This window comes from Candidatus Harpocratesius sp., from assembly GCF_054039255.1.
In genome coordinates, this window is sequence record NZ_JBPLBG010000012.1 from 1 (window position 1) to 12,095 (window position 12,095).

The 12,095-nt window shown below is 33.1% G+C and carries 8 protein-coding genes; 4 read left to right on the plus strand and 4 right to left on the minus strand.

The window, feature by feature from the left end:
• On the plus strand, positions 1-2,384 hold a 2,384-nt coding region (locus ACXLDF_RS02760), incomplete at its 5' end, for a HEAT repeat domain-containing protein (protein WP_457556963.1).
• A gap of 766 nt (positions 2,385-3,150) precedes the next feature.
• Here ACXLDF_RS02760 and ACXLDF_RS02765 read toward each other — a convergent pair.
• From ACXLDF_RS02765 to hdrC, 3 genes are all read right to left on the minus strand, one after another.
• Positions 3,151-3,621, minus strand: a complete 471-nt coding sequence (locus tag ACXLDF_RS02765; RefSeq protein ID WP_457556964.1) for a hydrogenase iron-sulfur subunit — start codon at positions 3,619-3,621, stop codon at positions 3,151-3,153.
• Complete coding sequence (locus ACXLDF_RS02770; protein WP_457556965.1) at positions 3,618-5,633, minus strand: FAD-dependent oxidoreductase; 2,016 nt, start codon at positions 5,631-5,633, stop codon at positions 3,618-3,620. Before ACXLDF_RS02770 ends, ACXLDF_RS02765 begins: the two co-directional genes overlap by 4 nt.
• A gap of 179 nt (positions 5,634-5,812) precedes the next feature.
• Positions 5,813-6,775, minus strand: coding sequence for a CoB--CoM heterodisulfide reductase subunit C (gene hdrC, locus ACXLDF_RS02775; protein WP_457556966.1), 963 nt, complete (start codon positions 6,773-6,775; stop codon positions 5,813-5,815).
• Positions 6,776-7,218: 443 nt separating this feature from the next.
• On the opposite strand from hdrC, the gene hdrB reads away from it, so the two are divergent.
• Both hdrB and ACXLDF_RS02785 read left to right on the plus strand, forming a co-directional pair.
• Positions 7,219-9,156, plus strand: a complete 1,938-nt coding sequence (gene hdrB, locus ACXLDF_RS02780) for a CoB--CoM heterodisulfide reductase subunit B (protein WP_457556967.1) — start codon at positions 7,219-7,221, stop codon at positions 9,154-9,156.
• A 180-nt stretch (positions 9,157-9,336) separates the two neighbouring features.
• Positions 9,337-10,092, plus strand: a complete 756-nt coding sequence (locus tag ACXLDF_RS02785) for a 4Fe-4S binding protein (protein WP_457556968.1) — start codon at positions 9,337-9,339, stop codon at positions 10,090-10,092.
• 368 nt (positions 10,093-10,460) lie between these two features.
• On the opposite strand, the gene ACXLDF_RS02790 is transcribed toward ACXLDF_RS02785, so the two are convergent.
• A complete protein-coding gene (locus ACXLDF_RS02790) occupies positions 10,461-10,637 on the minus strand; it encodes a hypothetical protein (protein WP_457556969.1) in 177 nt (58 codons plus the stop codon).
• A 236-nt stretch (positions 10,638-10,873) separates the two neighbouring features.
• Between ACXLDF_RS02790 and ACXLDF_RS02795 the strand changes: the two genes are divergently transcribed.
• Positions 10,874-11,698: an aldo/keto reductase gene (locus ACXLDF_RS02795; RefSeq protein ID WP_457556970.1), complete on the plus strand. Its 825-nt coding sequence runs from the start codon at positions 10,874-10,876 to the stop codon at positions 11,696-11,698.
• Positions 11,699-12,095: the final 397 nt, after the last annotated feature.

Genomic DNA, 12,095 nt, shown 5'->3' on the forward strand with positions numbered 1-12,095 from the left:
TAGGAGATAAAAAAGCAGTTGAACCCCTGATTGAAGCCTTAGAAGATTCAGACATAGATGTGCGAATAACATCAGCAGATGCATTAGGTAAACTAGGAGATATAAGAGCAGTTGAACCCCTGATTGAAGCCTTAGAAGATTCAGACATAGATGTGCGAGAAACATCAGCAGAGGCATTAGGTAAAATAGGAGATAAAAGAGCAGTCGAACCACTGATTGAAGCCTTAGAAGATTCAGGCGAATGGGTGCGAAGTAATGCAGCAGAGTCTTTAGGTAAACTAGGAGATATAAGAGCAGTTAAACCCTTGATTGAAGCCTTAGAAGATTCAGATAAAGATGTGCGAATAACATCAATAATGGCTTTAGGTAAGATAGGAGATACAAGAGCAGTGGAACCACTGATTGAAGCTTTAGAAGATTCAGATAAAGATGTGCGAAGAAAAGCAGCAGAGTCTTTAGGAAAAATAGGAGATACAAGAGCAGTGGAACCACTGATTCAAGGCTTAAAAGATTTAAACAAAGATGTGCGAACAACATCAGCAGAGGCATTAGGTAAAATAGGGGATACAAGAGCAGTTGAACTACTGATTGAAGCCTTAGAAGATTCAGACAAAGATGTGCGAACAACATCAGCAGAGGCATTAGGTAAAATAGGGGATACAAGAGCAGTCGAACCACTGATTAAAACTTTAAAAGATTTAAACAAAAATATACGAAGAAAAGCAGCAGAATCTTTAGGAAAAATAGGAGATACAAGAGCAGTTGAACCCCTGATTCAAGGCTTAAAAGATTTAAACAAAGATGTGCGAACAACATCAGCAGAGGCATTAGGTAAAATAGGGGATACAAGAGCAGTCGAACCACTGATTAAAGCCTTAAAAAATTCAAATATCTGGGTACGAAGAAATGCAGCAGATTTTTTAGGTAAAATAGGGGATACAAGAGCAGTCGAACCACTGATTAAAGTCTTAAAAGATTCAAATAAAGATGTACGAAGAAAAGTAGCAGAGGCATTAGGTAAAATAGGAGATACAAAAGCTGTCGAACCACTGATTAAAGTTTTAAAAGATTCAAATATCTGGGTACGAAGAAATGCAGCAGAGGCATTAGGTAAAATAGGAGATACAAAAGCTGTCGAACCACTGATTGAAGACTTAAAAGATTCAGACGAATGGGTACGAAGAAATGCAGCAGAGGCATTAGGTAAAATAAAGGATACAAGAGCTGTCGAACCACTGATTAAAGTCTTAAAAGATTCAAATAAAGATGTGCGAAGAAAAGTAGCAGAGGCATTAGGTAAAATAAAGGATACCAGAGCAGTCGAACCATTGATTGAAGCCTTAAAAGATTCAGACAAAGAAGTGCAATTTAATGCAGCAGAAGCATTAGGTGAAATAGGAGATACAAGTGCAGTTGAACCCCTGATTAAAATTTTTAAAAATTCAAATGAAGAGCTACAAAAAAAAACAGGAGAAGCTTTGGGTAAATTAGGAGAAAAAACAGGAGATACAAGAACAAAAATCTTTTCTTTTCTTTATATAAATGATTTTAAAGCAATTCTTTCGATGGGAATTACTGCTGTTGGACCACTGATTGAAGCCTTAAAAGATTCAAATTTTAATGTACAAAGGAGATCAGCAGAGGCATTAGGTAAAATAAAGGATACAAGAGCAGTCGAACCACTGATTGAAGCCTTAAAAAATTCAGACGTATGGGTGCGAAGTAAAGCAGCAGAAGCATTAGGGAAAATAGGAGATACAAGAGCTATCGAACCACTGATTGAAGCCTTAAAAAAATCATTCAGCTATATACAAAGTAAAGCAGCAGAAGCATTAGGGAAAATAGGAGATACAAGAGCAGTCGAACCGCTGATTAAAGCCTTAAAAGATTCAGACGAATGGGTGCGAAAAGAAGCAGCAGAGGCATTGGGTAAACTAGATGATACAAGAGCAAAAATCTTTTCTTTTCTTTATATAAATGATTTAAAAGCAATTCTTTCGATGGGAATTACATCTATTGAACCCTTGATTGAAGCCTTAGAAGATCCATTCAGAGATATGCGAAGTAAAGCAGCAGAGGCATTGGGTGAAATAGGGAATACAAGAGCAGTCGAACCATTGATTCAAGCCTTAGAAGATTCATACAGAGATGTAGGAAGTAAAGCAGCAGAGGCATTGGGTAAAATAGGGGATACAAAAGCAGTCGAACCATTGATTGAAGCTTTAAAAGATTCAGACGAATGGGTGAGAAAAGAAGCAGCAGAGGCATTGGGTAAAATAGGGGATACAAGAGCAGTCGAACCACTGATTCAAACCTTAGAAGATTCAGAGGACATGTTGAAAAAAAAAGCTCTAGAGTCATTGGACATGCTGAGAGATCGATAACTTAGCTGTAGAGATTCTATTTGAGATTTTAATAGAAGAACTATTTTCTGTTCAAGAGGCAGTCGTTATGACGCTTAAAATATTTAATAATTCAATTTTCAAGGTTTTTTGATTAACATAATAAATAGAATATATTTAAAAATCGATGAATTAAAAAAACGAAAAATTTCTTAAATCTCACCACTTTTTTAATCTTTTTCACATGTTTTTCTCACACCATGAGTTTTAATATCAGAGATTTACGTATAACTCGATTTAAGAAATTTAATTGGAAATTATGATTAAAAGTTAAACAAGATAATATTAAAAGAATATTAAGAAAAATAATGAAAGCATGAATCTTTGTTTGATCTTTTCTGCCTTTTTTAGTTCTGAAAATAATAATAATATTGAATTGATCAACTAAGTTTTAAAGTTTTTGTTGGTTAGTCCAGTACATCTTGGAATTTTTTTATCAGATAAGTCATTAAACTGGAAGAAATTGAATATTATTTTACAATATCAGTCAATTTACCTTAAGAAAAAACCAATTTTGTCATAATTTCTTTAAAATATAATTGAATGTCTCTTTTGATGAATTTATTTGAATAAATATTAAGTTATTCTCCTTATTTTGCATTTTTTCGGAAAGAACACTCATGATTTTGACTTTGATAACTTTTTATGCGTGATAATACTCGTTTTTTCATTCCATCTTCTCAAATCAAGTCAGATCTGCAAAATCAACAAGAAATTGAAGAAAAAAAAAATTTTCTCTACATTAAAATTATAGAACAGATTTATGCTGTTTTAAAGGATTCGGCCCGATTTTCTTAAGAACAGAAACATATTCCTTTACAATTTCAGTTAACTCCGCACCTTCTGATGCTGATATATGTCTTAACCACACACGATTAGGATTAAAACCATATTGCTCAATAAGGTTTACTAAAACAGGCATACGCCGAACTGTCTTGTAGTTTCCATTTACATAGTGACAATCCCCTATATGACAAGCACCAATAAGAACACCATCTGCCCCGCGTTTTAAAGCTTCAATAACCATTTCTGGTTCAACTCTGCCGCTACACATAACACGCATAACGCGCAAATTTGCAGGACGTTGCATTCTAGAAGTTCCTGCTTGATCACATCCGGTATAGGTACACCAATTACAGAATATTCCCAAGATGAATGGTTCAAAATCTTTATCAATCGCTTCAGAAGAAGGATTTCCTTCAATTTTTGATTTTATCATACTTGATTATCTCCTAAAACACCATCAATGATGGCCATTAATTGCTTGGTAGTAAAATGATTTTGAAGAATTGCATTCGACGGACAAGTTGATGCGCAAGTTCCGCATCCTTTACATTTAATTGGATTTATATGAGCAATTTGCAAGATTTCATCAAAAGTAATTGCTCCAAATGGACATTGATTTATACAAGATCTACAACCTGAACAGAGAGCAGTTTGTACAATTGAAAAATATGGTTCAACTTCAACTTCTCCTTTTGCCATTAAGATAGCCGCACCTGCAGCTGCTCCTTTTGCTTGAGAAACGGCATCGGGAATATCTTTTGGCCCTTGAGCGACTCCAGCAATAAAAATTCCATCTGTAAGAGAATCAACAGGACGAAGTTTGGGATGGGCTTCCATGAAGAAACCATCAGTGGATTTTTGAATTGCAAGCATTGAAGCGATTTTTCCAGAATCATGAGTCGTTTCTAAACCTATCGAAAGAACAACCATATCTACACTAATTTCAATTGGTTGAGAAAGGAATGTGTCTTCAGCGCGAATTAACAGCGATTTATCAGGATTTTCTTGAATTTCTGCTAAACGTCCTCGCATAAATTTGATACCATATTCATGACTTGCTAATTCATAAAATTCTTCATAGCCCTTACCGAATGCGCGAATATCCATATAGAAAATATAACATTGAGCTTCAGGGTGTTTTTCTTTATACTGCCTGGCTTGTTTAATCGCATACATGCAACAAACTCGGCTACAATATGGGTGATAACCTTCTCTAGTATCCCGACTTCCAACACATTGAATCCATACAATCGATTTGGGGGAAGTTCCATCCGAAGGGCGTACAGGATGACCAAGATTAGGCCCTGTACTGCTAAGATTCCTTTCCATTTCAAGCCCTGTAATCACATTTTCAAATCGACCATACCCATAATTTCCAAGATTAGATACATCGATTGGATCATATCCGGTGGCTACAATAATGGTTCCGACTTCAATTGTATCAATTTCATCTTGATCGTCAAAATTTATGGCTTGAGGTTCACAAACGGTAGTAGACGCGCATATACCACATTTTATACAATGCTCCATATCAATAGTATACAACCCAGGAACAGCTTGAGGAAATGGAATATAAATGGCTTTTCTATGACTAAGCCCTAAATCAAATTTATTTCCAACAGAAACTGGGCAATGTTGAGAACATTCTCCGCACCCTGTGCATTTCAATTGATCCACATAATGAGCTTTCTTTCGAATTTGCACTTGAAAATTTCCAACATATCCATCTACATGTTCTATTTCTGAATAAGCCATAACTGTTATGTTAGAACTACGTGAAATTTCGACCATTTTTGGAGTAAGAATACATGAAGAACAGTCCATTGTGGGAAAAGTTTTATCCAATTGTGCCATATGACCACCAATAGTCGGTTCTTTTTCAACTAAATATACATGAAAACCTTGATTTGCCAAATCTAATGCAGTATTAATTCCAGCAATCCCTGCGCCGATAATTAAAGCAGATGGTTTTACCATGACTTTTTGTGGTTTCAAGGCTCGGAGCTCCCTAGCTTTTGCCACTTGCATACGAACATGATCTTGGGCAATTCGCTGGGCGCCAGCAGGATCATTCATATTTACCCAAGTAGCATGTTCTCGAATATTTGCTTGGACAAAATAGAATGGGTTTAGACCCTCATCAACTAAAACGCGCCTAAATGTATTTTCATGCATACGCGGACTGCAAGCAGCAACTACAACACGATTTACTAATCCATCACGAATATCTCGAGCAATTTCAGCTTGGCCGTTATCAGAACAGTAAAATTTATATTGGCGTGCAATTACCACATTTGGAAGTTTCTGGGCAAAATCAACCATTTCATCCATGTTGATAACACCGCCAATATTGACCCCACAATGGCAAAAATAAACACCAATGCGAATGTCGGTGCTTTCTGAAGTATTAGAAGGGGAAATTGTATTTGTTTTAGATTTACTCATAGTTTACTCTACTCATTTTTTATATTTATTCAAATTAATGAATTTACTAATGTGATCTATATTCTTTTAAGCGAAGAGAAATGATTCATTGGAAGTTGAAATTTTTTTTTTAGTTAGAGCATGAATTTTTATGTTTTTATGATATTGGATAATATCTCTTTAGAATTTCGAAATTTAAATTACTTTTTACTTTTTTTTGTTTCTTTATTGGAAGATCGGGTTTTTCGGAACTTTTTCTTTGAACTCTTTTTCTTTTTTGTTTCGGTTTTCTTATTTATGCTTGTTTTCTTGGTTTCAATTTCAGATTTGGTTTTAGATTCTGTTTTGGTTTTAGATTTTATTTTGGTATTAGAATCTGTTTTGATATTAGTTTCTATTTTGGTTTTAGATTTTATTTTGGTTTTAGAATCTGTTTTGATTTTTGAATCTGTTTTGATTTTTGAATCTGTTTTGGTCTCAATTTCTTTTTCAGATTTAAGTTCTTCTTTGACTTTAGATTGGGATTTTGTTTTTACCTTGCTTTTTGCCTTATTTTCTTCCTCACTTTTTCCTTTAACCTTTGGCTTTAATTCGTTATTTTTTGGTTTCCAATCAACTAACTTATCAAAATTAGTAGCATGCATCAAAATCTGAATATCTTTAACAGCTTCTGGGTGACTGTGTGTTGTTGGAGGAATATCCGGTAATCCATATGATGCCCGTAATTGACTCCAATTATTCGGTTCACCACCTTTTTGCGTTCCCAACGGAACACCATGACCTGTATCAGCTAAAATATGAGTAACAGCTTTATGTGGGGGCTTCATATATCCTCGTTGACTTGCTAAATTTCGCAATTTGATAATTATGTCAGTAACAGGTATACTTCTTGGACATCGTTCAAAACATGTATAACACGTACTGCAGAGCCAGATATCATCAGAAGAAAGCACTTCTTCCAATCCTAAAATTACTCGACGAATAATTTGACGGGTACGAATTGCAGTTCTACGTCCAGATGGACAACCTCCAGAGCAAGTCCCACATTGAAAACATGCCCTGACAAAAGCCATTGCCTCGTCTTTTATTATTTCTTCGCTAATGATATCCGAAATGTGAACAATATTGCTCCGTTGGATTTTTTCCATATTTGTTTCCCTCATAAGAGTAAGAAAACCACCTTATTCATGCTACAAGAAATCATGAAAATGGTGTTTTTATTTTAAATCCATGCCAATAGATAACATGAAATTAAAATGGGTATTTGATGGTGTAGTGTTAAAACGAACGTTTAAAAAGCTTCATTTATTGGATTTGGTGAAAAAAATAACTTAATTTGAAATTCATTCGCTAACTTCAAGAAAAGTACGATTATCTGAATAATTCATTTATTTTTACTTGAATTATTAAATTCTTTTTCGAAAAGTGATCAAAATCCTCCAATAAAAAAACTAATTTACACTATATTCAGCATTTTAGAATTTCACACGAATTTCACTCAAAATTCCATAATCAAATAAAAAAAATCTTAAATAGTGATTAGCGCCAGATGAATATTATCCTACGAAAATTAACTTATTGTTTTTCGTAATTAGTGAGAATTATTATGGAAGAAGTTGATAAAAAAATCCTTCATCTTCGAAGATATGCAGAATCAATTGAAGATCTTTCAGAACTTGGAGATCTCTATGTTGAACAGGAAAAATATCTCGAAGCGCGCTATTATTTTGAGAAAATGATTGAGAAAGATCCAACTAATATTCTTGGATATTTGAAGAGGGGATATTTGGCTCTTAAATTGGAGAATTACCGTGATGCCAATAATAATTATTATGAAGCACTTAAGTTAGATGGAAAAAATATTGAAGCTTTAATAGGATTAGCAAAAGTGCACCTGATGTGTAATGGTTTTGAAAAAGCACTATTTTATCTCACCAGTGCTAATAGATTTTCTCCAGGATCCCCCGAAATTCTTTTCTATTTAGGATTTCTGCATTTTAAACGCCATGAAATATACTATGCAGAGAAATTTCTAAATGAAGCAAAGGAAATTTTAAAACAAGAAACCAATGAAAAGAATAAAATAAATAGAATAAACAAGAATGATGGAAAAGATACAAAAACCAAGAATGACAAATTATATTCCAAATCAAATATTTGGGTATATATATCTTTCTATTTAGGCACAATAGAAGCACAGAAAGGTTTGTATCAAAACGCTCTTAATGAATTTACTTTACTTGAAGATCATCCCATTTTTGATCCAATCAATTTTACAAATTTCCAAGCTTTATGGAATAATATCGCCTTAGCACAATTCAGATTAGGAGAAATATCATATGCAAAAATAGCTCTTAAGAAAATTATTGATTATTCTGAATCAAATTCAAAAAAGGTAAATTCCACAACTTGGTTAAACTTAGCAATTCTTTACTGGACTCAAGATCAACTGGAAGAAGCGAAGAAAGCTTTTGATGAAGTTCGTCGATTAGAACCAACTCTGTGGCCTTGGAAAAAAGAATTACAACATTATACAACTCATGGTGCTGAATGGTTAAAAAAAAATTTAACCAATATGTTAACAGAAATCCCAGAAGGTGTAAATGTAGCAATGTATCTTGGGTGTGTTATCCCAAATCGCTATCCTTTCATTGATGCTGCCACCCGTAGCGTATTAAATGCTTTAAAAGTTGGTGTTGTTGAATTAGAAGGAGCAGGATGTTGCCCTGCACCAGGGGTTTTCCGATCGTTCGATATTGATACATGGCTCACATTAGGAGCAAGAAATATCACTATTGCTGAAGACATTAAGCGAAATCTCTGTATTATGTGTAATGGTTGTTACGGTACATTAAATGATGTTAACACTGAATTAAAACACAATTCTAAAAAAAGAGATTTTGTCAATAATAAATTAAAAGAAATAGGAAAAGAATTTAAAGGTACAGTCGAGGCAGAGCATCTTGTTTGGGTTTTATATCACGATGTTGGGATAGAAAAAATCAAAAAAATGATAACTCGAAAACTGGGACTTAAAGTCGCAGTGCATTATGGATGCCACATTTTGAAACCAACTCATAATAAACCATGGAAAGATGATTTTGAAAAACCAACATTCTTGGATGAACTTGTCGAACTTACTGGATGCACCTCCGTAGATTATAGAGATAAGCTAATGTGTTGTGGTGCAGGTGGAGGTTTGAGAGGTTCTGAAAAAGAAGTTTCTTTAGATTTTACTCGTGATAAACTAGAATCGATGCGGAAAGCAGGAGTAGATATTATTGTGGATTGCTGTCCTTTTTGTCATTTACAATTCGATTTAGGACAAATGGAGATTAATAGCATCTATAAAGATCAGATTTCTGCACCATTTTCCATTCCGGTGATTTATATAACCCAACTTTTGGGATTAGCTATGGGAATTGATCCATTTTCACTTGGGATTCTCAGATATCCAAAGCGAAAAGGTGTTCCTCCCTTTACTCCAGTTGATCCGATTTTCACCCATTTAGAACGAAATCTCAATCTTTCAATACTTAACTGAATACTTAAGAAACTTATTCGCACTTATACTCCATATATCAATCGAAAAATCAGATAATAAATCGACTTAATAAATCAATTTAATAACTAACGATATACCATTACCCTTTTTTATTCCCTAACTCTATAATTAAATATCTCTTAATTATAACTTTATCTTTAAAAATTCGAGGATAATAATATGGCCTTTCCTAAACGATTAAAAAAAATAGATGATACTGAAATTAAAATCACCCATAAATACCTAGTCAAGCAATATGACTTGATTCTCGATCGAATGAAATGTACTGGTTGTGGTCAGTGTTCAATTGTCTGTCCGAAAAATGCAATTTTGTTCGGTCCTGCAGCTGCTGTTTATGAATCCAAACCAAAAGATTTGAACGCTTCAGTTGTTGACACAGTTGACCCAGATCTCTGTGTAATGTGTGGTACTTGCCAAATCTTTTGTCCTTTTGACGCAATCCAGTTGTTCGAGGATGGTGAATTAGTTCCCACAGAAACACTTAAACTTATTGAACATAATTCCATTCCAAAATTAGAAATTCAAAAAGTACCATGCTCAAAATTGGGACGAGATGCCAATGTTTACTGGGAAGGAAAAATCGAAGTAACTTATGAAATTCCAAACGATAAAGATGAATTTATTAAGTACTATATGAATAAATGCCCTGGCGATTGCCATAAGTGCGAGCAGATTTGTCCTACGGAGGCAATTTCCTTCAAAGATCAAGAAACTGCATGGGAATCGAAGAGTTTTATAGAAATTGATGATGACAAGTGCGTTAAATGTTCGGCTTGTATGAATGTTTGTCCTCAAAATAATTTCAATGTTTGGTGGACAAAAATAAATACCAGCGGACCCTACAATCAGATTTTCTGGGATCCTATTAAGGAGAAGCTCTTAAAACAGGAAGTTGTATTAACAAAAGACAATTAAAGTAGCATAAATTCTTTTCTTTTCTTTTTATTCTTTCTTTTCTTTTCTTTTATTCTTTCTTTTCTTTTCCTTTTATTCTTTCTTTTCTTTCTTTTATTCTAAAAAGCACACATTTCCTTCATAATTTTCATCACAATTATTTTTTCTAATTTTAAAATATTCGGACTGTGATGTGCCTAATGGTTCTCAAAAATTAACTGGTTTCTTTTTTAAAGTAATTCGAACAGAGATTACAGTATCATATTCTAAATATTCATGTACATGAACTATTTCAGATTAACAGGAAATTTTTAAGAAGCATATCAAATAATACCAAGATCAATAAAATGCCCAATTATTCTTGTAATTCATCAAAATTTCTTTATTTTTTATTTATTATCAAATTTCCTTAGTTGGATTTCTAAAGTATTCCGGACTTTCATCAACCATTTAATCCTTTGGTCAATAATAACAATTCTTTTTTGGATTAAGTCACGTTCATCAGGTTTAGATGATGAGCCAGTAAAACTAAGGCGTTCTGATTCAGATTTCGAAAATTCTTGCATAGAATCAACTTATTTTTTTTTATTCACTCACATAAATGAAACTATAAAATAATTTATGTGGGATACTTATAACTTTTTCTCTAGAGAAATGATAATCAAGTAATAATTAATTCATAGAAAAAATTGATTTTTGCATAATATTTATAAGAGCGAATCGAGTTAAATTTCATGAAGAAGGCATCCGATGGAATTTCGGATTTTTCTTTCTTTGACATATCTGTAAAAGGAGCATCTAGATGACAGAATCAATCTCTTCTCGAATATCTTTAACAAAAGAATTATCAATACCACCATTAGGTTTAGGAACTTATGCTTTAAGAGGATCTACACTCACAAAAGCTTTAAGTCATGCATTAAAAATCGGATATCGATTGATAGATACTGCTTCATTTTATGGAAATGAGAAAGATATTGGTAATGTCATTCGAGAATCATCAATAAATCGCGATGAAATCATCATCACTTCTAAAGTATGGAATACAGAACAAGGATATAAATCGACGCTAGATGCATTTGAACGAAGTCGGAAGAAACTACAAGTAGATTACATCGACCTATATTTAATTCACTGGCCTGTACCTGTAAAGCGTAAAGATACATGGAAAGCTTTAGAACATCTGTACGATGAAGGATTATGTCGCGCGATTGGAGTAAGTAATTATTACATCCCCCATTTGAATGAAATTTTAGAAAACGCGAGCGTAATTCCATTTGTGAACCAAGTAGAGTTTAACCCATTTTTAAATCTCACAGAACTTCTCAGTTTTTGCAAAAATAATAATATTCTTCTTGAAGCTTATTCTCCATTAACAAATGGTTATATGCTCCATCATGAAGGTTTGAAAAAATTAGCCGAAAAATATCATAAAACAACAGCACAATTAATGCTCCGATGGTGTATTCAAAAAGGAGTAGTTCCAATACCAAAATCACAAAGATTGGATAGAATTGAAGAAAATGCATCTATTTTCGATTTTTCAATTGATGTAGAAGATATGCAAACCATGAATTCTTGGAACGAAAATCTACATACTGATTGGGACCCTTCAGATGTACATTAATAAAATAAAATAAAAAAATAAGAAAAAAAAAGATTTACATGGAATCATAGTACGAATAAGTTTTTGGTGTTGTTCCAAACGCGTACAAATCATTTTTCTGATATAAAATAAACAAGAGACGAACGTTATATTTTAGTTATTTCGTTTTATTTTTTTATATTCCTAAATGACAATTTTATAATTCGACAAAAAGATTTGGTCAAAAATATTGATATTTTATGGATTATAAAAAGAAATTAGGAAAAATGAGAAGGACTTTTTAAAATTCATTAAATCTATTTTTTCTTGATATGAAGAAATTTCAATTTCCAGAAAATTAAGGCAAAGATAAGATAAAGCCAATATACTGTGGTTTCAACTAGCGATGGATTTCCGTTATAACCAAATAAACCTTTTA